This is a genomic window from Nitrosomonas sp. Nm84, assembly GCF_003201565.1.
Lineage (GTDB): Bacteria > Pseudomonadota > Gammaproteobacteria > Burkholderiales > Nitrosomonadaceae > Nitrosomonas.
On sequence record NZ_QJJP01000038.1, the window covers coordinates 1 to 22,007 of the forward strand.

Annotated in this window: 19 protein-coding genes and 1 pseudogene; 9 read left to right on the forward strand and 11 right to left on the reverse strand. The window is 44.7% G+C overall.

All coding sequences use genetic code 11. The features are described 5' to 3' along the window. Positions 1 to 261 precede the first annotated feature (261 nt). The 3 genes and pseudogenes from C8R34_RS14720 to C8R34_RS17440 all read left to right on the forward strand — a co-directional run bounded on the left by C8R34_RS14720 (position 262) and on the right by C8R34_RS17440 (position 1,351). A complete protein-coding gene (locus C8R34_RS14720) occupies positions 262 to 492 on the forward strand; it encodes a transposase (protein ID WP_258364522.1) in 231 nt (76 codons plus the stop codon). Beyond that, positions 489 to 1,156 (forward strand): annotated as a pseudogene (locus C8R34_RS14725) (IS3 family transposase). The gene C8R34_RS14720 and the pseudogene C8R34_RS14725 overlap by 4 nt, the downstream one beginning before the upstream one ends. Positions 1,157 to 1,165: 9 nt before the next feature. Continuing rightward, positions 1,166 to 1,351, forward strand: coding sequence for an IS3 family transposase (locus C8R34_RS17440; protein WP_110341898.1), 186 nt, complete (start codon positions 1,166 to 1,168; stop codon positions 1,349 to 1,351). Positions 1,352 to 1,464: 113 nt separating this feature from the next. Here C8R34_RS17440 and C8R34_RS14735 read toward each other — a convergent pair whose 3' ends face one another. After that, positions 1,465 to 2,028, reverse strand: a complete 564-nt coding sequence (locus C8R34_RS14735) for a hypothetical protein (protein ID WP_132467135.1) — start codon at positions 2,026 to 2,028, stop codon at positions 1,465 to 1,467. Between the two features lie 20 nt (positions 2,029 to 2,048). Continuing rightward, the gene (locus C8R34_RS14740; protein ID WP_110341902.1) at positions 2,049 to 4,073 is read right to left on the reverse strand and encodes a CopD family protein; all 2,025 of its coding nucleotides are present in this window, start codon (positions 4,071 to 4,073) and stop codon (positions 2,049 to 2,051) included. A 430-nt stretch (positions 4,074 to 4,503) separates the two neighbouring features. Here C8R34_RS14740 and C8R34_RS14745 point away from each other — a divergent pair, with 430 nt between their 5' ends. Beyond that, complete coding sequence (locus C8R34_RS14745) at positions 4,504 to 4,896, forward strand: hypothetical protein (protein WP_110341904.1); 393 nt, start codon at positions 4,504 to 4,506, stop codon at positions 4,894 to 4,896. A 90-nt stretch (positions 4,897 to 4,986) separates the two neighbouring features. Here the strand turns inward: C8R34_RS14745 and C8R34_RS14750 are convergent, their stop codons facing one another. From C8R34_RS14750 to C8R34_RS14765, 4 genes are all read right to left on the reverse strand, one after another. Beyond that, a complete protein-coding gene (locus C8R34_RS14750) occupies positions 4,987 to 6,363 on the reverse strand; it encodes an ammonium transporter (protein WP_110341906.1) in 1,377 nt (458 codons plus the stop codon). Between the two features lie 412 nt (positions 6,364 to 6,775). After that, positions 6,776 to 7,291 carry a CNP1-like family protein gene (locus C8R34_RS14755; RefSeq protein WP_110341908.1) on the reverse strand — a complete coding sequence of 172 codons (516 nt, stop codon included), beginning with the start codon at positions 7,289 to 7,291 and terminating at the stop codon, positions 6,776 to 6,778. Continuing rightward, positions 7,288 to 9,285, reverse strand: coding sequence for a DUF3501 family protein (locus tag C8R34_RS17305; RefSeq protein ID WP_110341910.1), 1,998 nt, complete (start codon positions 9,283 to 9,285; stop codon positions 7,288 to 7,290). The genes C8R34_RS14755 and C8R34_RS17305 overlap by 4 nt, the downstream gene beginning before the upstream one ends. Before the next feature lie 116 nt (positions 9,286 to 9,401). Then, positions 9,402 to 9,821, reverse strand: a complete 420-nt coding sequence (locus tag C8R34_RS14765) for a rubrerythrin family protein (protein WP_110341912.1) — start codon at positions 9,819 to 9,821, stop codon at positions 9,402 to 9,404. 350 nt (positions 9,822 to 10,171) lie between these two features. Here C8R34_RS14765 and C8R34_RS14770 point away from each other — a divergent pair, with 350 nt between their 5' ends. Continuing rightward, positions 10,172 to 10,462: a hypothetical protein gene (locus C8R34_RS14770; protein WP_110341914.1), complete on the forward strand. Its 291-nt coding sequence runs from the start codon at positions 10,172 to 10,174 to the stop codon at positions 10,460 to 10,462. Positions 10,463 to 10,889: 427 nt separating this feature from the next. After that, positions 10,890 to 11,750 carry a glycosyltransferase family 25 protein gene (locus tag C8R34_RS14775; RefSeq protein WP_110341916.1) on the forward strand — a complete coding sequence of 287 codons (861 nt, stop codon included), beginning with the start codon at positions 10,890 to 10,892 and terminating at the stop codon, positions 11,748 to 11,750. Between the two features lie 38 nt (positions 11,751 to 11,788). Here the strand turns inward: C8R34_RS14775 and C8R34_RS14780 are convergent, their stop codons facing one another. Then, entirely contained in the window at positions 11,789 to 14,287 is a 2,499-nt protein-coding gene (locus C8R34_RS14780) for an EAL domain-containing protein (protein WP_258364521.1), read from the reverse strand. A 412-nt stretch (positions 14,288 to 14,699) separates the two neighbouring features. On the opposite strand from C8R34_RS14780, the gene C8R34_RS14785 reads away from it, so the two are divergent. Together C8R34_RS14785 and ftsH are read left to right on the forward strand one after the other, a co-directional pair. Further along, entirely contained in the window at positions 14,700 to 16,001 is a 1,302-nt protein-coding gene (locus C8R34_RS14785) for an OmpP1/FadL family transporter (protein WP_258364524.1), read from the forward strand. A gap of 107 nt (positions 16,002 to 16,108) precedes the next feature. Beyond that, positions 16,109 to 17,929 (forward strand): ATP-dependent zinc metalloprotease FtsH, encoded by a 1,821-nt coding sequence (gene ftsH, locus C8R34_RS14790; RefSeq protein ID WP_110341922.1) that lies wholly within the window; start codon positions 16,109 to 16,111, stop codon positions 17,927 to 17,929. 15 nt (positions 17,930 to 17,944) lie between these two features. On the opposite strand, the gene C8R34_RS14795 is transcribed toward ftsH, so the two are convergent. The 4 genes from C8R34_RS14795 to C8R34_RS14805 form a co-directional block, all read right to left on the reverse strand. After that, the gene (locus tag C8R34_RS14795; RefSeq protein ID WP_110341924.1) at positions 17,945 to 18,946 is read right to left on the reverse strand and encodes a diacylglycerol kinase family protein; all 1,002 of its coding nucleotides are present in this window, start codon (positions 18,944 to 18,946) and stop codon (positions 17,945 to 17,947) included. Positions 18,947 to 18,963: 17 nt separating this feature from the next. After that, a complete protein-coding gene (locus C8R34_RS14800; RefSeq protein ID WP_110341930.1) occupies positions 18,964 to 20,007 on the reverse strand; it encodes an MJ1255/VC2487 family glycosyltransferase in 1,044 nt (347 codons plus the stop codon). Positions 20,008 to 20,681: 674 nt separating this feature from the next. After that, positions 20,682 to 20,876, reverse strand: coding sequence for a hypothetical protein (locus tag C8R34_RS16315; RefSeq protein WP_132467137.1), 195 nt, complete (start codon positions 20,874 to 20,876; stop codon positions 20,682 to 20,684). A 17-nt stretch (positions 20,877 to 20,893) separates the two neighbouring features. Further along, complete coding sequence (locus C8R34_RS14805) at positions 20,894 to 21,175, reverse strand: hypothetical protein (protein ID WP_110341926.1); 282 nt, start codon at positions 21,173 to 21,175, stop codon at positions 20,894 to 20,896. A gap of 249 nt (positions 21,176 to 21,424) precedes the next feature. Between C8R34_RS14805 and rpsT the strand changes: the two genes are divergently transcribed. Next, on the forward strand, positions 21,425 to 21,688 hold the full coding sequence (gene rpsT / locus C8R34_RS14810; protein ID WP_110341928.1) for a 30S ribosomal protein S20: 264 nt from the start codon (positions 21,425 to 21,427) through the stop codon (positions 21,686 to 21,688). Positions 21,689 to 22,007: the final 319 nt, after the last annotated feature.

A 22,007-nucleotide genomic window follows, 5' to 3' on the forward strand; every position in this document is an offset into this window, starting at 1 on the left:
AACTTCACTTTTTGCCAGTGGCATGCGTGACAAATGCCTTTTAGAAATTTTTCTCTGTGGATACAGCAAAATTTTCGAGGTTGTGCAGAAGTCTTTCTTATGAGCTATTGTCAAATCTGGTGTATGGAGAATCAAGCAGCTCGCTGCTTTTGATCTTCACTAAACTGGACACATTCCTTAAAATAACTGAAAGAAGGAGTGTATCCAAATGAACCAAGAAAAACCCAAAGTTTATACAGCTGAATTTAGGAAATCTTAGCCATTGAATCGGATAAATTGGTGGCTCAAACCGCCCGGGATATTGGTGTCAATGAAAACACCTTGCATACATGGATTAATAAATACAATCGACCGGTAGATAACATAAAGACAGTGCGCACTGACGCACATTGCTATGAAGAGTTAAAGCGGCTAAAGAAAGAAGTTGCCCAACTGACCGAGGAGCGTGACCTATTAAAAAAGGCGGCGTACTTTGCCAAGGGGCAGCGGTGAAGTACGCCTGGATCAAACAGCATCGGGATGAATTCGCTGTGTTATCGATGTGCCGGTTTTTACAGGCCTCACAGAGCGCCTACTATGGCTGGCTGCATCGAGTTCCTTCATTCAGGGAACGAGAAGATGGGCAACTCAGCGGTATTGTAAAAAATGCATTTGAAAAAAACCGGAATACATATGGCACGCGCCGCCTCAAAATAGCCATGTCCCACCAAGGCAAATCTGTAGGTCGGTGGCGAATAGGTCGCCTAATGAAGGAAGCCGGATTGGTCTGTAAAACCAAACGTCGATTTAAAGTTACCGCCAATTCAAAACATAACCTGCCGATTGCGCCTAATTATTTGGAACGTCAGTTTTCCATCGATCAGATAAATCAGGTGTATGTGGGCGATATCACTTATATCCATACCCTGGAAGGCTGGTTGTACCTGGCGGTCGTGATCGACCTGTTCTCCCGTCAGGTCGTGGGTTGGTCAATGGCCGCGTATATGAAAACCCAGTTGTCAACGATGCGCTCCAGATGGCTATTTGGAAACGTAAACCCGACAAAGGCCTGTTATGGCATACCCATCAGGGTAGCCAATACGCCGCGGAAAGTCACCGGCAATTACTAAAGCAGCATGGCATCCAGAAAAGCATGAGTCGAAAGGGTAATTACTGAGATAATGCCGTGTCGGAAAGCTTCTTCCAACCCTTAAAAACTGAATTGATCCATCAGCAAGCGTTTCATTCTCGGAAAGAAGCTAAACTGGCTGTGTTTGAATATATCGAAGTGTTTTACAACCGGGAGCGATTACATTCAGCTAATGGATATATATCACTCGTTGATTTCGAGTTGCTGCAAAATGCTGCTTAACTTTGTGTCCACTAAAGTGTTGACACATCATTTTTACAGGGCAAGGTCAGTTGATAAAAAACCGGTGAAGTGCGTTTTTAATAATGCTTTGCTTGCGGCGGGGCGCTTTGTTATTACTTGGTGTATTTTATTTCGATTGTTGTACTTGCATCGGTTGCATCGAGTAAAACAGCAAAACGTTCAGCAACTTGGATAGATTGTCCATGACCAAATCGGATACTGCTTGGTGTTGGCGGTTCGCAGGATCTTTCTTTTTGTTTTTCTTCTGATACATCGGTACAGACAGACTGATACAGTTGCTGTGCCATACCGATCTCAGCAGCGGGAACCGATGCATCGCGAACAGCAGGGCTTTTTACCCGCCCGCCGCCAAGACTTCTGGAATAAGTGATTTGATGGAATATGGCATTGTTTTCAGTGGTTATGCGATAGATGGCGCTACGCCCGTTTTGCAGTTGTTCTTGTTTGGTATACAGGGATTCATTGACCAGTGTGTAACCTTGCGACTGCAGAATCCCTGCAATCATTTCCGCTGGTGTACTGATAGAGATACCCGCGATTTCAATTGCTTGTAATGGTTGTTTTGTAATGTTGCCAGCATGACCGTAAGACGCAAACACGAACAATGCTGCAACCATCCATCGCAACAAAGACCTCGGTAGTTGAATAGGGCTCATAATAAAATCCTTAGTAAAAATTAGTGCGCATGTTCACCGGGGGGTGGCATGATTTCATTTTCCTGATTGAGTTGGGTTAACTGCAGGGTCATGGCGCTTACGTTTTGCCAGCCGTATCCCTCGAATTGAGCCACCCATCGTGCGCGCAAATATCCGAAACGATCGGTTATAAATTCCATATGCCCCGGAAACATCCCTTTGCCCGATAAATCGGGGACAGTCCTGACCCGCCGGTATAACCAATAGCTGTCTTTGATTTCGGACCACCCTTCAGTGATGATTGGAAAAGGAACAATCTCGGCAATTTGTTCCAACTCCTGTTCATTGAGCGCACGAATCGGAATCGCCAGGATCTCGGTGTTGAGCGCTTGGATTCTGTCATACGCTGCGGCCAGCTGGAAAAAGCGCTCCTTGGATTGCGGCCAGGAGAACAGCACCATCAACACATTCTTTTGCAGGCGGAAATCCTTTAAATTACCGCTGGAGCCATTATGTGCAGAATAGTTGAATACAGGCGATGCAATCGCCGGATTCTCGGGGACGATCATACTACCGAGTAAGCGTGCATCAAAGCCGCGTGACAAGGCGTGGAGATAATTGATGAGATCCCAGCGATTTTCTTCCGACAGTGTGGCGGAAAAACCAGGCATGGTAGTTCCCGGAATTCCATGCGATAACTGGTGAAAAATGTTGCCGACGGTATATTTCGTAGTATGCGGCTCGGTCAGTAAATCCGTCGGGTCTTTTATTTCCGGATCGGTGATCACCCCGGCACCCTTGCCTTGCGGGCCATGGCAACTGGCACAATGTGCGGCAAATAATTGCGAGCCATTGGATATTGAAATGACATCAAAGGGGACTGTCGGCTTGAGATAGGTTTCGGGGTAAGCTTCAATCGCCAGGGGCGGTAAGGCGATTGCCATTGCGCTGATGCCCAGCAAGCTCGGTATCAGGGTTTTTTTCGTACTATTCCAGTTGCTTCGTATACCTAACCAAACCGTACCCAATGCAATAAAAAATAACGCGACGCCAGACCACACCATTTCCTGCACATTCGGCTCATCCCACGTTGCATTCAGCGAGAAACGGAATGGATAAGGCCAGTTATCAATCATCGTATGCTTGGCGGGCAGTGTGTTGGCCAGAATGGTTGCCAGTAGTACCAGTAGTAGTGCCAAAATAAATTCAATGCCGACCCATTTTCTCAAATGCGCAGCACTTACGTTGCTCTGCTGAGGATCTTCCTTGGAGAGCATGGGAAGCCACTGATAGCGTGCCTGATAGGCGATCACCAAAATAATTGCCAAAATACTGAGCTTGGCACTCAACAGCCAGCCGTAAGGACTGGCAACCAACGTATGATAATAAGTTTCAACCAAGCGATCAGTTACCATCAGACCGGTTGCCGCCAGTAATACCATTACCGGCAGCGCAATTGCCGAGAATTTCGTCAGATAGACTGCGACTGTTGTCGGATTCGATGTTTTGTCGGATTTGCTATGATCGTTCAATAGAATAAACAAAAAAGCCGGCAGTGCACCGAACCATATTCCTGCCAATAAAATATGCAGTGCATACGGCGCGACTGCGCCAAACGACATCTCATCTGCACTGGAGTGACTCATCAGCGTACCAGCTATGAGAGGCAGCGCTGCGGCGGAGGCACACAAACCGTAATGCCATCGCTGTCGATCTACACGTCCGATAACCAGAGTGACGCTCAATAATAGCACTGCTAGTAGCGCTCTAGCTATCCAGATATATCCGATCTGTGTCTGTTGCACGATCTCAAACCATGCGTGCGGGTTCCAAACGTTGGAAACTTCCCCTGTTGCCTCACCGGTTGTGGTGGCTAGAATTCCCACTAATCCCAGCAAAATTACACTTGCCAGCCAGGGAAATCCCTTTTCCAGGCGAATCGTCCAGGAAGCCTCAAACACAGCTTTTTGCTGTCCGACGATGACGAGAAAAACACAACTGCCAAACAAAATCAGATTGGCAGTCAACTGCGACCACCGGGCAAAAGTAGCAATGATTTCAATCATGGTTTTGCGATAGGAGTATTATCAATATGAGTAATATAGGTTGTCATGGGCGTCGGTCAATTCAACAGGCAATTTGCAATACTCTAGATTCAGAAGAAAATTCTCAGAACATTTTACCTTGAGTTAAAGGATATTCAAATCGGTTTGCAAAATCATGGAATCGAATGAATGATCACAGATGGGCTAGCAGTATAAATAATTTATGTTCATAAATTTGTTATCGACAGTGACTACAATCATTTCTAATTTGGCTATAATTATGAGGCTTTAAGTTGTTTAAAGTATAAGAGTTATCAGTAATTTGAATGTGGAATAGCCGGTATTCGCTTAAAGCAGAATTTATCAATCGGCAAATCTCTATAGAATTCGCGCATCAATGATTTATTGATCAAATTTGCATTGTCATCATTTATTTTAAAGGGAGAGAAATATGAGTATGGAAAGTGAAATTAAAACGAGATTTGGGGGTTTCTGGAATTCCCTCATTCTGTTTGTCGTGATTGTGATTTGTCTGCGCTTCTCGAGTCTTGAGCTGGCCGCGGAAAGCTTAGCGGAAAGGATTCATTGTGCGATACACTTGTTTTTGGGATGTGTGGCAGCCGGTATTTTACTCGGCATATTAAGAATATTTCTGGCGTTCTCGAATCAAACCTATACACGTGCACCTGCATCAGCGAATTTTGTTTCGGGATTGAAATATGGCATAGTCGGTGGTGGCTTATTGATTCTGATTGTGGGCGTGCTGCAATTGAATAATTTCTTGGGCGTATTTCAACCGATAATCAATGGATTATTGGCAAAATTAACCGCCATTTTTGCATAAAAAAACAAACCGGGTCAGTGATTCACTAACCCGGTTGATATTCACTGAGCGACCTCGTCTCAAACAACGAGGAACTCAATCCTCATAAAATTAATGCTGCGGTTCTGGTTTTTCTTCAGTACTTGAAGTTTGTGCGGTTGCAACTTTGCCTTCCAGAACAATGATGCGGGCTTCCAGTCTTGCCACTAATGCTTTTGTTTCAGGTGATTCAACTGGAGCTTGTGGTTTTATCGTATCAGCGCGGGTTTCCAAAACTTCCACGCGTGTTTGTAATTGCTGTGGCAGATCTTCCGACTCCGGCCCTGCCAAGTGTGTAAATTCCACACTGTCTTCATAAGGTTCACGTGTAGTACCGGTCGCCTTGATGATCGCACCTGCAAGTAGACCGCCCACGATTGCTATGACGAGGGTAATGACTATGCCGTTGAATTGCGCGATTGCAACGTCAGGAACGACCAAGAAAGCACTGAGACCCCCTAATAATCCGGGCATGCCGTGCAAATTATGAACGCCGCAGGTATCAACGATCTTGAATTTTGATTCTAATAGAGGCTGCAGGAAAACATAGCCCAGCACGGAAACTGTACCTGCCAATAAACCTATACCAAATGCGCCGATCGGAGACACAACATCGCACAAAGAACCGATGGCTACCCCTCCGGCCAGTGCGGCATTGGCCATATCGACCATGGATGTCTTGCCATGATGCAACTTGGAGCTAAGAAAATAAGTGGCAATGGTGGCACCTGATAACGCAAGCAATGTATTAGCCACAGTCTGCGGCATATTCTCTAAAGGAACCAGAGCAGTGGCAAAGCTTGGCCAGAATAACCAGAGTACCATTGAACCTAACATTGCGAAACGATCAGAAGTGTGATCCGATTCGATAGGTTTACTGCGTTGATAGTCTGTGGTCAGAACAATCGACATACTCAGTCCAAAATAGGCCCCAAATGCATGGATGACAATTGAGCCGGCAGTATCCTTGAATCCGGTGGTATAGCCTATTGCATCATCAAGCACAATCCATTCGTTCAATAGATACAGCGGAACAACCAAAAGTGCTAGCAAGGCATACTGAAAAACGCGTAGACGACCCAATACAGCGCCCATAGCAATTAATGATGTTGCTACCGATAGCTCGGCAAACAGCAGTGCATCAAGCGTATGCGGTGATAATTGATGACCAAAAATACCGTTTGCGCGTAACAGGATATAGAGTGGAAGTCCGACTGCAACGACCAAATAAGTACCGGTTACCGCACCAAATCCATAACGGCGAACAAATACCATCAAAAAACCGAACCCGACCAGCAACATGGCCAGGATATGGATAATGTAATTATATTGCGCAACAATGCGTGCCTCGCTTAAAGCTGGCGCAGCTTCGGCATTTACCCAACTACTGAAACTTAGGAGAAACAGGCTTATTGCTCCTTGCAATAACAAGCTAAAGCTTTTCTTCATGTGATTCTTCCTTATTTTAGTGATTCTTCGGGTTATTCCTCAATGAGACCCTGAGGAAGGAAACACACCTACAATCCGTTGGAAGACTATCTGCGTTGCCGCTATACGGCGTTAAAAGTAGGCCTTAAAGTTCTCATCACGCATAAATTGCGCTTTTTCGCCTGTTTTTGCCTGGTATCGGTTGCCTAGAAAACATTTTCCAGCGGCCTGCCATGTGCAGGTTATTTCCCCGACAAAGTGTGAGCTTTAATTACCATAAATACAATGGGGTTTAAGTAACTAATTATTTTTAAAGTTTGCGCAAGGGAAAGAATGGTGATTTATCATTATCCATATCGATGGATACATGCATTTTAAACAATGAGTTAAGGGGGTATTGTGACGCCAGGATAGATTGCTTTGGATTTTTTTGTTAACGAAATATACTTCGATGCATACCTGCTTTCAAAGCCTGAATGGCTTCCTCAGTGTTGCTGACAATTTGTTGGTGCGGACAGAAGATGTTTTTTGCAAGCCCTCGTTGCGCATAGAATTGTCGGACTAAATCGAGTTTTTGCCATTCCGATACGCGGGGCTGCACCCAAGTTTTGTCATCTCGTCCCAGTGCATATAACTTTCTTTCGCTGGTGGCACAACGAATGCCTTCATAGCTAACATTCATAGCGTCTGCAGAGGATTTAATAACTAAAGTAAGGCGGATGACGCCATCTTCGCCTATCTTGATGGAGGTTGTATCAACCAAATATTGATTACTGGTGATATAACCGGGATCAAATGCCAGTAGATTTCTCACATCTGGGTAAGCGGGTAGTTGTGTCAGTTGTTCAATCCAGGGTTTATCGCTTTCAAATTCATCCTTAAATGGCGGCTTGGCACAAGCCGCCAGGAACAAAATACAAGTCAGGACAAGTAGCACTATTTGTTTCATGTGATGGATAAATCATTTAATAGCGAAGTACGAGTGCTGGCATCAACGATATCAGTCGATGCATGATACGCAGGGTGATCGACACCCATGCTGAGCACGGCTCCCTGATGCAATGACTCGATCATTTTGGAGGTAAGCTCAAAGCGCAGGAAATGAACCGACGAAGTTTTTTCGCTGGTTTCCCGTTCCAAATCTTCATCAGCAATTGCGTAAACTGGTGCAAATCCGGCAATTTTAACCCAAACCTTATCTTCGATGCCTACCATGGTGGTGAGTTTGGCTGCACGTATGTTTGGATCGGGGTATTCGATCATCATGGTGGCCTTCCAGTTGCTGCCACTGGGGATTAATGGGGTGTAAGTTTCAAGCTCATGAATAATTTCTTCTTCCTGAAATATACGTTCTACGTGCAACATCTCCTGAACTTGGTAGCGAATGGTCAATGCATCCTCAAAGATCAACGTGATGTTTTCTCCCAGAAAGATTTTGCGATTTTTTTTATGCGCCATCACTTGAGCACGGAAATCCTTGCGTATTTTGGCGTAGGCTTCCAGCGTCAACAGGCTGTCACGGGTCATTGGAGTCATGAGTTCTTCATTGGGTTGAGAGATATTGATAATGGGCGGATCAGGATCGGCCGCCGGCTGGTGATCGATATGGTCGGTATTGATACCATAGGCCATCCATAATAACGTGAGCGGGTGTAGTTTTTGCGCTTTACTTTCACCGATGCCTTGTTCGATATGTCGTGCGGCAATCGCACAATCCGAACTGATGTAATCCGGATTTGAAGCAGCCATTTGCTTGAAAACCGGGCGACCGATTTTCATGGAGTCCGCGAAGTGCTCGCTTTTTACACCCCAGGTACCATCATGGCCTGAGCAACGCTCGACGACATTGATATTGGTGTTCGGTATAAGTTGCAGGATATCGCGAGTTTTCTTGCCGATATTTTGTACGCGTTGATGACAGGGAATGTGATAAGCCACAGTGCCCAGTGATTTCTTGAAATCCGTTTTCAGTAAATTATCTTGGTTTCGTAACGATAAGTATTCAAACGGGTCGAACATGGCGGCAGCGACAGCCTGAACCGATTCATCATCAGGAAACATCAGCGGCAATTCCTGTTTGTACATCAATGTACAAGAAGGTACTGGGGAGAGGATGGCATAGCCCTCTTGTGCCAATTTCAGTAAATGGGGAATATTTTTGTTTTTAAGTTTTTCCACTGTTTCCAAATCGCCCAGTTCCAGCTTTGGCATGCCGCAACAAGCCTCTTTCTCTACCAGACAGGTTGGAATTTCGTTGTGTTCCAGTATCTTCAGTAAATCATGCCCGATGCCAGGTTCGTTATAGTTAATGTAGCAAGTGGCATAAATGGCAATCTTTCCGGGCGTGCGTGCGCCATTGATGACTGCAAAAGTATCGTTAGGTTGCGCGCTGGAACGAAATTTATTTGCGGCATACTCGGGCAGCTTTCTATCGGCATGAATTCCCAGCATGCTATCCATTAACTTGCGGGTAGCCGGTGTTGTGTTAATGGTATTGACCGTTTGAACCACCACTGGGATGGTTGCTAGCTTGCCCATCAAGTCGGTGTTAGAGAGTAACTGGTCGCGAAAACCGGCACCTTTGTTTTTATATTTAACTGCTTTGGCGCGCAACATCAGATGCGGAAAATCAATATTCCACTCATGCGGAGGTACATAAGGACACTTGGTCATGAAGCACATGTCGCAGAGGTAGCAACGATCGACAACCTCTCCGAGCTGATTTTTATCGACGCTGTCAAGTTCGCCGGTGGCGCTTTCATCAATCAGATCAAACAAGCGCGGGAATGCTGTGCACAAATTGACGCAACGCCGGCATCCGTGGCAAATATCGAAAACCCGTTCCATTTCCTGATTCAAACTGGTTTCGTTATAGAAATCAGGATTCTTCCAGTCGATCGGGTGACGTTTAGGGGCTTCAAGACTGCCTTCACGAGTAGCCATAGATGAATATCAGTGTGTCAGAAGTTGTTGAACCAATACTGGGGTTTAACCGAACAACACGATACCATGGATAAACCCCAGTGCTGCTAAGTACGACGATCTTGCCGTATAGTGGATTAATCAGCCAGGCTATCCAATGCGCGTTGGAAGCGGTTGGCATGAGAACGTTCAGCCTTGGCTAGTGTTTCAAACCAATCAGCAATTTCATCAAATCCTTCATCACGCGCTATTCGTGCCATGCCTGGATACATATCAGTATATTCGTGCGTTTCACCCGCAATAGCGGTTTTCAGGTTATCACGGGAAGGGCCGAAAGGCATGCCGGTAGCCGGATCGCCGCAATTTTCGAGATATTCCAGATGACCGTGCGCGTGGCCGGTTTCGCCTTCAGCAGTGGAACGGAATACAGCGGCCACATCATTTTGCCCTTCCACATCGGCTTTAGCAGCAAAATACAAATAACGACGATTGGCTTGAGATTCACCGGCAAAAGCGGCTTTCAAATTTCCTTCGGTTTTAGATCCTTTGAGTTCCATAATTTTCTCCTTTTTAATTGTACGAGCTTAACTATATTTATTATTAGTCACACAAAAAACAATTTTGATTAGCTGAGAAACGCAGGCATGAAGTGATGAGTGTGCATCTTGCCAAAGTTAGCTTCAGTGTAATCAGAGCATGGCGAGTGCGTAAAAATACAAAGTTCAATGCGTGCAAAGAGACTATCGAAGGGTTTATGGATTGTCAACTATAAGCGTTGTTTCGATGTGCTTCACTATAGAGAAATGACGAAGAAATTGTGCTCGATACGCAAATTATTTGAGACAAAATGGTATCGTATGGTGTAATTCGCTACTGTGTTTGGGTTTTGTTAAATAATTTATAGGGTATGGCACAGATGCAACCCACCGTAATCATCAATCAACATCGCCATACGGCACTAATCGTTGCAGTGCAAGGTAAAAATTTGCTTGTCATCAAATTAGGTAAGGGGAAACTGACAGTCACCCCACTGTCTCCGGAAAAAATTAAGATTCAGGGTTATACGACCAGTGATTATTCACCGAAACTTGCGGCACAGTCCTATTTGCAGCACGGAGCAGGCGTAAGCGAGAGAGCCAAAAAACATCTTGAAAAGATTGCCTGTGGAGAATATTCCAATAGTCTGATGTTTACTTAAATTTTATTGGGTTATATTTGCTGTTGTTTATAGTCGCGTAGTCACATGGTTACAAAGCATGCTTGACTAAATATCTACCCCTACGTATATTGACCTTGCAGAAGGGATTGTTTTTCATGCAGTTACTTGTTTTTCCAAAAAAACCATTGCACAACAGAATTCAAGTCCTATGATATTAGGCGTATAAAACCAGAGTATTTTTAGATATTTCAGTTTACTTCGTGCCATCGATTACACGATACAATGAGGTTGTCACTAGTGAGTGGCGACCTACTCTTCTGGGAACAAGTATCCTTGCGGGATCTCATCCAGTCACATACAAGGCCTCGGCAGCGGCGAAGAACGAAACCAGGACAACTGATGGATCTAGGTGAATTCAAGGAAGCACTTAAATTCACTCGTTACATGAACCCTAGTCTAATTCCTCATGATGAAAAATGTATATGCCAATTTATATAGAAAGTATGTTCGTCCGTATCGCGGTTCCAAGACCGGACCATGGCGATGGCTTTTTGGTACCCAAGCGGCATTGCAGTCTGTATCCTCAGCCGGATCACTAGTACTGGATCGCTTACGCTTCGCTTTTAAACGTAGTGACATCAAACTGTTATATGCCCATAACGATTCGATTAGCTTCGAAATTACTTGCATTAATCTGCTTCGCAGACCGGACAAGCGACAGTTTATTGAGAAGCAATTCGGCGAGGCGGGTTTTGATTTTAAAATTTTTCCAGCAGTCGATGGATTGGAAATTGATACCGATCAATTGATAAAGGATGGCATATTAGCGCCTGATAATTTTTGTCCGGTCACAGGTATACCGTTGATTCCAGAGCAGATAGGTGCATATCTTTCTCATTACGAACTGTGGAAAACAGCGCTCAAATCGTCCAATAAAGTATCGCTTATTCTCGAGGATGATGCCTTAATGGTCTGTGATAAGCCGACACTGGAAGAATTTGTACGCCATATTCCAGCAGATACCGACTTATTCTTTATAAACCGCAGAAGAAACAAGATCAAACATATTAGTCTGCATGCATCGAAATTTGCATGTGATTTTTGGGGACTGACTGCTTATTTTCTTACTAAACAAGGCGCGGAGAAGCTGATTAATTTGTCTCTACCCATTCGTAAAAGCGCTGATGAGTCAATTAATGAGCTAAACAAAAACGGCATGATCAAGTGTTATTGCTCACGGCAAGAGTTGATAGTGGAATGCAGTAACTCCAAGGATACACAAAACTTTCGTTTCGCCAGTGATATTATCGATCGGACGGAAAAGTGATTTCCAAGGATTAGTACTGTAGAAGTGATAGGAAATGTTCATTTTTCGGCTACCTTTAAAGGCTTTGTAGGCTCTGATCGAAACAGATAAGGCGTAGCCAGTTCGTATCCCTGAACATAGTCGACGCCTATTTCTTCAAGTAACTTTAATGTTCCTGTATTCTCAACCCATTCAGCAATTGTCTTCAATCCCATTACGTGCCCGATATGATTAATGGATTCGACCATTGCTCGATCAACTGGGTCGTTGAGTATGCCTCTAACCAACTGCCCGTCAATTTTGAGGTAATCCAACGGAATATTCTTCAAATATCCAAATGAAGATAAGCCGCTACCGAAATCATCCATCGAAAAATGACAACCCAGTTCTTTAAGCGTCAAAATGAATTTCATGACATGTTGTAGATCCGCCAACGCAACATTTTCGGTAATTTCAAAACAAATACTGGATGGATCGCTGATGTGGGTCTTTAGATTCGCTACTACAAAATCAAGAAAATCTTCGTTTCCCAATGCATGCGCTGATAGATTGATCGCATACATATTCTTGGATCGGCGCTGCGAACGAGTTTTGAGTAGTTTGAATGATTCCTCGACTACCCAACGATCAATTGCCAGCATCTGATCATATCGTTCGGCAGAGGGGAGAAACGAGCCGGGGAAGATCAATTGATTCTGCTCACCTTGTAGACGCAACAGAAATTCACCGTGTTCTTCAAGCTCATTTTTATTGGAAATAGCGATGATCGGTTGAAAATATAAGCATAGTCGCTGATTTTCGATAGCTTTTTGCAAGCGTGGCAACCATTGCATTTCGCCGGATCTTTTTTGCAACACATTATCATCGGATTGATAAATATGAACCCGGTTTCGTCCTCGATCCTTGGCGGCAAAACAAGCGCTATCTGCTGCGCTCAATGCGCTCACTAGGCCCTCATTATTATAGGTAATTGGGAATAATCCGATACTGACGCCAATGGTGAAAGTTTTATCCTGCCACTGAAAGCGGAAGTTTTGTACTAATTCACGCAGTGCATTGGCAACTTGTATCGCTTCATTTTTCGGGCAATGTTCCAAAATGATTCCGAACTCATCACCCCCTAGTCGTGCCAGAGTGTCGCGCGTGCGCAGCTTGGAGTGTAACAGCGCCGTTACCTGGCGCAGCAACTCATCGCCTGCGGTGTGTCCACAGGTGTCGTTGATGACTTTAAATTGATCCAGGTCGAGATATAACAGTGCGTGGATATCGTGTGTACGAATCGATGTTAGAATTTTGTTGAGGCGATTTTCAAATTCATCGCGATTCAACAAGCCGGTTAAGGAATCATGTGCTGCTTGATAAGCGAGTTTTTGCGTCAATTTGCGTTGTTCCGTGACATCCCGAAAAGTCAATACAGCGCCGATCACGTCTTTTTTGTGACTTAAAATCGGTGCTACGGAATAATCGATAATGCATTCCTGTTTATTTTTTTGGACCAATAAGCACTCTTGGTTTCTACCGGATTTGTCGGATTTGTTCAGGCACTCCGTGAGTGGATTCTCGATCGGCACTTGTGTTACTACATCCTTAATACGAAAAATATCCTGTAAGGAAGCACCATTTGCATCATTGTTAAGCCAGCCGGTAAATAATTCCGCAATTGGATTCAGATAAGTGATCTTTCCTAAAGAATCGGTAGTGATGACTGCGTCACCAATACTGGCCAATGTAACCTGGAAGAGTTCTTTTTCCTGATGTAAGATTTCGTTGGACAGGGCGAGTGCTTCAGTACGTTCAGCCACACGTTGTTCCAGTTGCTCCTTAGCATTTTGCAATGCTTTCTGCGTAAGATCTTTTTCTAAGATTTGCGTTTGCAATTCCTGATTCATCGCATTCAGATAATCTTTGGCTCGGAGTAAACGATTTAATAGATCAAAATTATCAAATCGAAATTTAAGGGAATCTGTAATTGTGTAGTGAAGCTGATGCGAAATCTTGCCTATCAAGATAGCAAATAGTAGATAAGTGCATGCTATCGCAATATAGGTATCACTTTCATGAGTGACCACTTGGTAGAGATAAGGAAAAACGACAGGTATGGCGAAGGCTAGAAAAGCATTTTTGTAAGATGATAAGGTAGACATTGCCCCCGCGATCATGCCTCCAAGCAGAAAAGCCAGGAATAATTGGTGAACTGCACTGCTTTCAACAAAAAAGATGCCCCCTGCTGTACCCCAGGCTACGCCCGACAGAAATACACCCAGTACAAAGAGACGGCCCCAAACGGTTGATTCAGCGACTGAAGGGTTTTCTCGAAAATATGCCTTGACTAGTAAAAACCTGATAAAAGTAAGGAGAAAAACCGCTGTTAGCCATCCCAGAAGCCAGCTCTTTGGGGCATAATCCCAAAAGACCAAAACGAGAGCCATCGCAATGAAGAGCGTACCAAGTAAAGCAGACACTGCTTGCTGGTAAAGCAACTTTATTTGTTCTGCAAGCAGAGCGGCAGAATAATCGGATTGCTGAAGCTGAGAATCTTCGTTATGGTCGTCCAACATTGATCCTTTGTAATCATTTTTCATTGTTGGTTAGCGATATAAATTGTACGCATTTTGTTGATCAATTTCCTATTAATCCGCGCAATTAATAAGGAATTATTGAAATGAAAACAGGCTTAATTTAAGTTAGGAAGAGTGAATTCTCAAGAAGTATAACCATAATCAATCTAAGCCGCTCTCGCGAAATGGGTTGGTTTTTTACTTCTGATCGTGGGATATATCCTATTGATAATATAACAATTATACTCAAGAATTCAGGTGAGCAATAGAACCGATTAGGATTGACTGTCTTAAATGCTGACTAAATTTAATGATTACTAATAGAAAAACCACTAGGAGTAAAATCATCAAATTAAATAATGCTACCGCTTATTCTGGTCATAGCAGTATCACTTTTATAAGTTTCTTTATCATTTTCTTTTCGATACCGGCAATGAGTGCCGGTATCGCAGTGATGGAACAGAGTGTTAAAGAACTAGGGCAGGCGTTTTCCGGTGCTCCAACCAACATTAATGACGGCAGCATGGTATTTTTTAACCCCGGTGCGATGAGTCAAGTTCGAGGTAAGCTAGTCTCTATGGCAGGATATGTTGTTGCGCCATCTACAACTTTTCACAACAGTACTTCACAGTTGAGTCCGGCGCTTGGCGGTGCGCCGCTTAAAGGTAATGATGGTGGAAGCGATGCAGCTAATCTGGTATTTATTCCTAATGTTTATTATGTTCAAGAACTGACAAATCGGGTGGCATTCGGTTTTGGACTTAATACGCCTGTCGGTATGCGAAACAGCTATGATTCGAACTGGAAAGGGCGCTACCAGGCGATTGACTCGGAAATCTCAGTGCTGAACTTTAATCCATCCTTATCCTTAAAAGTAACAGAAAAGCTTTCATTCGGAGCCGGTTTCAATGTGCAATACCTGCGAACCAGGTTAACCAATGCCATTGATTTTGGAACCATTTGTCTTCAAGCACTGGGGCCGGCACCCTGTGCCGGTCAGGGATTGCTGCCGCAAGCGGCGGATGGACATGCTTCACTTAAAGGCGATAGCGTTGGGTTTGGTTATAACCTTGGCGCTTTCTATGCGTTGAATCAAGATACGCATTTGGGTGTGAGTTATCGTTCCAGAGTTACGCATGACGTGCATAGCAATGCAAACTTTTCTGTACCCGATAGTGCGGCAGTTTTGACACAGGGCGGCAGTTTTGTCGACACCCATGCGCGCACTTCGGTCACACTGCCAGATAATGTATTATTTGGTTTTTCCCATCGCTTCAATCCGCGCTGGACAATTTCTGCAGATGCACTGTGGACGCATTGGAGTCTGATACGCGAGCTTAGAACGGATTTTTTATCGGCACAGCGCGATGACGTGGCGGATCTAAAATGGCAGGATACATGGCGCTATGCCTTTGGTATTAGCTATCTTTCCGAAAACAATAAATGGACGATGAGAACTGGATTTGCGTATGATCAAACGCCAGTTCCGAATGCACAGCATAGATCACCGAGGATTCCTGACAGCAGTCGCTACTGGTTAACGGTTGGCTTAACGTATGCGCTGCTAAAAAATGTCAATATACATGCTGCTTATGCACACTTGTTTATGGATAATGCTGCGATTAATCGGCGCGGAGCAACCGCAGATCTTCTCGCCGGGCAATATTCCGAACAAGCCAATATTGGCGGCCTGCAAATGGATTGGCGTTTCTGATCAATCCATGGGTTACTGAAAAATTATCGTTGATTGGGGTATCTTATCCTGCCAAGGGATTCTGGCATGGTAAGAAATATTATCACGAATAAAAATTGAGGCAATCCATGGATAAAAAAGCACAAATCAACTTCTGGTTTATCATTGTGGCAATACTGAGTCTGCTATTGATACAGAATTTATATTCGCAATACACTCAGGTTAAACCTATTCCGTACAGTCAGTTTCAACATTTCCTGGAACAGGGACGTGTTGCCGAGATCGCAATTACGCAAAATCAAATCTTTGGTACGCTCAAAGAACAGCATGCAGACGGATTTAAGGATTTTGTGACCACGCGCGTAGAGCCTGGGTTGGCTGAGATATTGGACAAACACAATGTAGTTTATACCGGTGTCGTACAAAGTACCTGGTTGCGCGATTTACTTTCCTGGGTTGTGCCCACGGCGATTTTAGTCGGTATTTGGTTTTTTATTATGCGGCGTATGGGCGGCAATATGAGCAGTGGATTGATGTCGATCGGTAAAAGCCATGCCAAAGTGTTTGTGGAGAAGGAAACCAAAGTAACTTTTGATGATGTGGCGGGCGTTGATGAAGCCAAGGAAGAATTGGTTGAAATCATCAACTTCTTGAAAAATCCTGTTGATTATGGCCGCTTGGGTGGTCGCGCACCTAAAGGGATCTTGCTGGTAGGGCCGCCAGGTACAGGTAAAACATTACTGGCACGCGCTGTGGCGGGTGAGGCCGGGGTACCGTTCTTTTCTATTTCCGGTTCGGAATTTGTCGAAATGTTTGTCGGTGTGGGGGCAGCCAGGGTGCGTGATTTGTTCGAGCAAGCGCGGCAAATGGCGCCAGCCATTATCTTTATTGATGAGCTGGATGCGCTGGGTCGTGCGCGTGGTGCCTATGGATTAGGCGGAGGGCATGATGAGAAAGAGCAAACACTGAATCAGTTGCTGTCAGAATTGGACGGCTTCGATTCCAGCAGCGGAATTGTGTTACTGGCCGCGACCAATCGACCGGAAATTCTTGATCCGGCGTTATTGCGCGCCGGACGGTTTGACCGGCAAGTGCTGGTAGACCGGCCCGATAAAATCGGGCGTGAGCAAATCCTTGTGGTGCATGCAAAAAAGGTGAAGTTGCATACTGATGTGAAAATCGAGCAAATTGCCGCTTTGACGCCCGGATTCACTGGTGCGGATCTGGCAAACCTTATCAATGAAGCTACACTGCTGGCCACGAGACGCGGTGCTAACAATGTGACCATGGAAGATTTCAATAATGCCATCGAACGTATTGTCGCAGGGTTGGAGAAACGCAATCGTCTATTGAACCCCGATGAGCGGCGCGTGGTGGCATTCCATGAACTAGGCCATGCCATGGTGGCATTGGCACTGCCGCGTACTGACGAGGTACACAAGGTATCGATTATTCCGCGCGGCATCGGCGCATTGGGTTATACCATTCAACGTCCGACGGAAGATCGCTACCTGATGACGCGTGTGGAGTTACAAAATAAAATGGCGGTGTTGCTGGGTGGGCGTGCAGCCGAGCAAATCGTGTTTAGCGAAGTATCCACAGGGGCAGCGGATGACCTGGTGCGTGCCACCGATATTGCTCGCGCCATGGTGCTGCGCTATGGCATGAGTGAAACTCTGGGCAATGTGGCCTATGACCGGGAACAATCGGTTTTTCTACAAAACAATATTCCAATGCCACAGAATCGTAATTACAGCGAAGAAACCGCCAACAAGATTGATATTGCTGTACGTGAACTGGTTGATCAAGCACTGGAGCGCGCAATCAATATTCTGCAAACCAATCGAACCTTACTGAATCAGACTGCGGAAGAATTATTGCAACATGAGACCCTGAATCAGCCTGAGATTTATAAATTAAAGCAGGCGATCACCTCGAATACGTTTTAACGACCTGTTAACAGGTCAATTATTGGCAGCCTGTAGTGCATCGCTATGCAGATAAGATGGAATCAATACCCGGATGGGCCTTGGGCTGATACAAAAATCAACGGTGCTTTCCGCCTCGATATCGCGATTGCGGAAGTAATCGCCATCGACTTGCAACGGATAAGATTGCTGATGCAGGGTACATGCAATATGTTTCCCTGAAAAATATTGCATGGGCAGATTCGCGGGTTTGTGTTGCAGGATTTTCATGGCTTTGATCAGCTCATGCTGATGCCGTGCTCCCGGTAGGAAACCCAAAACAAGCTCGTTCTTTGATGGATCAGCGCTTGGCACGAGTTGTAAATTTCTGGCATACGCTGAGTTGTTGGCCACGATGATATATCCGGACCCATGATCAATGACTTGTTCTCCATCAACGCTGACGGATACCGTCGGATGATGCAAGGCGCACAACGCTTTAAGTCCATGCCAGATATAAATCGAATCATTCAACGGCCCTTTCCGTTTGCCGATATTCTTGACCGTCAGTGAATCCAGGCCCATGGATGCCATATGAAAGAAAGGTTTTTCCCCTTGAATTCCTTGGCCGCTGATTAAGCCATAGAATTGCTGCAGGCATGTTCCTGCATCGATTGCCCGAAGCAAGTCATCGGCGCCGGTACTCATTTCATAGGAACGTGCAAATAATGATTCATTGCCACCCGGGATGGCATAAATCGGTGTGTCTGTTTTGTTGATGGCATCCAGCAATTTTCTGATGGTGCCATCTCCGCCGACTACCACGACAAGATCACTGGCTGCAATATCGTCTGTAATGCGCGTATAACCTTTCATCTTTTTTTCAGAGGTGCGCACGGTAACGGTTTTTCCTTGCAAGGCCAATGCCATTTCCAACCTGCAGGCGAGTGTCTCGGTATTGCCTGCACTGGATATCGGGTTATAGATAATCAGGATTTTTTGCGGTGACGGTATTTTGATGATCAGCTGATCAGGTTGAAATAAGTAATTATCTTTCATCAAAGTCTAATATTCAGTTAAGCACATGCAACGGGCGATACGGTTACCCCCGACCAAATCTGCTGGTACCATGATCGATCAATCGGCGGCATGCCATCCTTGATCCATTGCACCAGATACCGGGCAGTATTCGGATAAGTGACGCGAACGGCCTGGGTTGCATAGAGCCATTGCTCAATCACCGCAGCATCTATGGTGTGCATCATTTGCCCGTAACCTAACGTTTGCAGCGCCAGCGCATTGGATACCTGCTCCATCTGTGCATGTACCGGCTTTACCAGGATTTTCTTGCCCAGCTGTAACGATTCGCTGGCTAATTCAAAACCGGCGTTGCAAATGATGCCTGCACAATCCGCCAAATCGCTTTGAAAGCCTTCCAGCGATAATGGTTTGCAGTGAATGTGTTCATGTGCGGATGGTATGATCTCAGGGGAATAATTAAAAAATTCGAATGCCTTGAATGGCGCCAAAATTGCCATCACATGATGTTGATCTTCAAACGGCAGGTAGACGACGATTTTATTTTTTTGTGTTTGCTGTTGCGCGATGGGTGTTTCAATCACCGGTGGCAGAATGGGTTGATCAAAATGATGCCAATGCAAACCGATGCCGGTACTCACTGGCGCAAAATTTCTCATGACAGTTTCAGACAACGGATCATTACCCGCGCGCGGAATGTCGTATTGAAACGCATATTGATGGCTGATGCCGATGGTTTTCTTGTTTTGCCGGCGCGCTGCCCAGGCAGTTACCGGTTCGTAATCGCAAATAACCAAATCGTAGCTACTCAAGTCCAACTGTTTGATGTCTCTCAGGAAATGCAGCGGCTTGGATTGAAATACTGTTTTTAGGTGATTGATTTTGCCGTTCTGAGTACTGAAAGTCAGACCTTGACGCCATTGATAGCCGTTGAAAGCATGCATATCGAAAAACTTATCCTGCGGCCTGCCGCTAAATTGATAAGTCACTTCAAAATTCGCAGCATGTAATTCCCTGGCCATAATCCGGCCGCGCGTGATATGACCGTTACCGGTTCCTTGAATACCATAAAATATTTTCATGTTAGTGTGACTTCCCGACGGATTGGCGTGGCGTTGAATGCGAGCCTGAATCATGGCCTTATTCAACGAGACCAACAAAGTTTAGCGATCTGCGATGACAAAAAAATGACGGTTTTTTGGCGTTTATGTGACAGTTTCATGGATATTGGATTATTGAAGCGTCAACCGGAGTGGCCGTTATCCAGTGGTTCATGAGTGGCAGCTTGCAGTGAATTAATGGCGCTTCTGGTCAGTTAACTGTTTTGCATCCATTGGTGGATTTGTCGACATTGATCGGCATGCCAAAGACTCCTGCGAAGATTGATTCGCTGATTGAATGGGAGGAATTACGTCTGAAGCTTACGGGTTCATACAAGCGTGAGTTAAATTACTTACGGCAAAGCCGGAGGTAGTTTAACTCACGTATTTACGTGCATTATCTTACAAAAAATATACTATTTTTAAATTTAATCAGATGCTTATGTTTTTTTTGGAAGCTCTACATAGGTAATATCAGCGGCCCAAACTTGATTGGGTTGATTGATTACCTTATCTTACCTTACCTTACCTTTGAGCAGATAAGGATATATCTTGTGTTGTTTGGCTGGAATACGGGTTCCCGATTTGGGCGCGGTGCTGATAATATCCAGAGTCTTCATCATGGATGCCGCTTTCTTGTGGCCAATCAGTATTTCCTAGCGCAAAAACCACGTGGCGTAGTTGCGCGAACTATATCGTGGTGTTTTTAGGTATTGCTCGTCCATCTTTCGCAGCAAAGTCAGTTCCGCATTAGTAGCTGGCTGCGACTGATAGTAATAGGTCGAACGTGCCAAACTCAGCAATTGACATTGGCGTGTTTGGCTAAGCTTCTCGTTAAGCTCAGTCATCATCTTGCGTTTCGCCGCACTTAATGATCGAGCTTTCTGGCTAGAAAATCGCGTTTTACCGTCAGTTGTCCTATGACTCGATATAAATCGTCTGTGGTTTGTCCGCTTTCTTTGCAAGCATCGCTATTCCTGGAAAACAACTCAGCCGCTAGTGCAATGAGTTGCCGTTTCCAACTATTGATCTGTGTGGGATGTATCTCATAACGTGCCGCCAACTGCGGGATGGTTTCGTCTCCTCTTATCGCCGCTAGCGCTACTTTCGACTTGAATTCACCGGAATTGTGTACGCGTTTCTTGCTCATGATCATGATCCTCTTTAGTGTCCATAATAGAGCTTAACAACCTGTCCAGTTTTGTGATACCACTTTAGTAATGCGTTTTCTAGGTTTAAATCTAGAAGGGTGCCATAATTTCATCCTCATCTCCAGTTTCGTATCTTCATTTTATGAAGCTTCGGATTCTACGAGAATCTGAATACCTAAGTTGCAATATAGTATAAAAGAAAGTAACATTAAGTCCTTTTTTCTATCGAAGAGGGTTGGAGGGCTTTTATGGCTAACAGCGCACAAGCAAGGAAGCGTGCAAGGCAAGCTGTCAAACGAAGAGAACATAATGTTAGTTTGCGGTCAAAATTGCGTACTGCTATTAAATTTATAAAGAAAGCAATAGGATCGGGTGATAAAGTAGCAGCTCAACGTGCATTCAATAGTTCTATAGGGACTGTAGATGCGATTGCTGATAAAGATATTATTCATAAAAATAAATCTGCGCGCTATAAAAGCCGATTATCTGCTGCGATTAAGATGATGGCTTAGTTAACTTGCAATTTCCCGTGGTCTTGTCGGGGGGAGTTTTAGTAATATAGAATTGTCAATCTGAGCTAACATCTGCGAATGAGTTAGCATAGCTAAGTGCAAGCAGTTGGCTTAGCTAATCAGGCTAAAAAATAGTATTTGAGAGTTAATTACATCGAAAATATTAAAGTAAGGGTGAGGATATTTTGAGAAAATTAATCTTTGTTAATCTCTATGGTTAAATTCTTGACAGTGAGGGATTGACTAAGTAGTCTAGGTGAGAGCAAGGGGATAGGATAAGGACTTGCGGGCAAGAATAAGAAGAAGAGGGAAGTAGGAA

Coding starts and splice junctions, on each gene's coding strand:
- C8R34_RS14735 (WP_132467135.1), bottom strand. CDS start 2,028: ATGAGCCCTATTCAACTACCGAGGTCTTTGTTGCGATGGATGGTTGCA.
- C8R34_RS14740 (WP_110341902.1), bottom strand. CDS start 4,073: ATGATTGAAATCATTGCTACTTTTGCCCGGTGGTCGCAGTTGACTGCC.
- C8R34_RS14745 (WP_110341904.1), top strand. CDS start 4,504: ATGAGTATGGAAAGTGAAATTAAAACGAGATTTGGGGGTTTCTGGAAT.
- C8R34_RS14750 (WP_110341906.1), bottom strand. CDS start 6,363: ATGAAGAAAAGCTTTAGCTTGTTATTGCAAGGAGCAATAAGCCTGTTT.
- C8R34_RS14755 (WP_110341908.1), bottom strand. CDS start 7,291: ATGAAACAAATAGTGCTACTTGTCCTGACTTGTATTTTGTTCCTGGCG.
- C8R34_RS17305 (WP_110341910.1), bottom strand. CDS start 9,285: ATGGCTACTCGTGAAGGCAGTCTTGAAGCCCCTAAACGTCACCCGATC.
- C8R34_RS14765 (WP_110341912.1), bottom strand. CDS start 9,821: ATGGAACTCAAAGGATCTAAAACCGAAGGAAATTTGAAAGCCGCTTTT.
- C8R34_RS14770 (WP_110341914.1), top strand. CDS start 10,172: ATGGCACAGATGCAACCCACCGTAATCATCAATCAACATCGCCATACG.
- C8R34_RS14775 (WP_110341916.1), top strand. CDS start 10,890: ATGATGAAAAATGTATATGCCAATTTATATAGAAAGTATGTTCGTCCG.
- C8R34_RS14780 (WP_258364521.1), bottom strand. CDS start 14,287: ATGTTGGACGACCATAACGAAGATTCTCAGCTTCAGCAATCCGATTAT.
- ftsH (WP_110341922.1), top strand. CDS start 16,109: ATGGATAAAAAAGCACAAATCAACTTCTGGTTTATCATTGTGGCAATA.
- C8R34_RS14795 (WP_110341924.1), bottom strand. CDS start 18,946: ATGAAAGATAATTACTTATTTCAACCTGATCAGCTGATCATCAAAATA.
- C8R34_RS14800 (WP_110341930.1), bottom strand. CDS start 20,007: ATGAAAATATTTTATGGTATTCAAGGAACCGGTAACGGTCATATCACG.
- C8R34_RS16315 (WP_132467137.1), bottom strand. CDS start 20,876: ATGATGACTGAGCTTAACGAGAAGCTTAGCCAAACACGCCAATGTCAA.
- C8R34_RS14805 (WP_110341926.1), bottom strand. CDS start 21,175: ATGAGCAAGAAACGCGTACACAATTCCGGTGAATTCAAGTCGAAAGTA.
- rpsT (WP_110341928.1), top strand. CDS start 21,425: ATGGCTAACAGCGCACAAGCAAGGAAGCGTGCAAGGCAAGCTGTCAAA.